General features: G+C 62.2%; 1 protein-coding gene. It reads right to left on the reverse strand.

Translation table 11 applies throughout. The features are described from left to right. Positions 1-101 precede the first annotated feature (101 nt). On the reverse strand, positions 102-596 hold a 495-nt coding region (gene uppQ, locus A6U95_RS29720), incomplete at its 5' end, for a polysaccharide biosynthesis GNAT family N-acetyltransferase UppQ (RefSeq protein ID WP_074423338.1).

Below are 596 nucleotides of genomic sequence, written 5' to 3' on the forward strand. Positions count from 1 at the left end.
CAGCCTGCGGCAGAAAATTCTGTCCTTTGGACGCAAGGGCAATTGATCCGAAGGGCGCCGTTGGCGCCCTTCGAAGTTTTCTGACACGGGCAAAGCCTGCTTCAGCGCGAGGCCGTCCGGATCATTTTGCACAGTTTCGTCAGCGCCGCATCGTATCCGCCGCCGAGAATATCGACACAACGACGGGCAAGCTTGATCTGCTCGTTTCGCGACATGTCGTTATAGGCCTGTATGGCATTGCGCATGCCACCGGGCGATACCGGCCCCGTGTTGCCGGGGTTTCCAGGATTGCCCGGATTACCGGGGTTCCCCGGATTGCCTGGCGAGCTGGAGCCGCCGATGCCAAGCCCGACACCAAGGCCAAGACCGCTCGATCCGCCCACATTCGCGCCAACATTGGCATTGATGCCGCTGGAGCCGCCAACCGAAGCATTGGCGCCCGCACTGACACCGCTCGAGCCGCCGACGGATGCGTTGACATCCGCATTGACCCCGCTACTGCCACCGACCGACGCGTTGACATCCGCGCCCAGTCCGCCACTGCTTCTGCCGCCGACATCAGCCCTGGCATTGACGCCATTACTGCACACCACTGA

This window comes from Serratia sp. 14-2641 (genome assembly GCF_001692375.1).
Taxonomy (GTDB): domain Bacteria; phylum Pseudomonadota; class Gammaproteobacteria; order Enterobacterales; family Enterobacteriaceae; genus Chania; species Chania fonticola_C.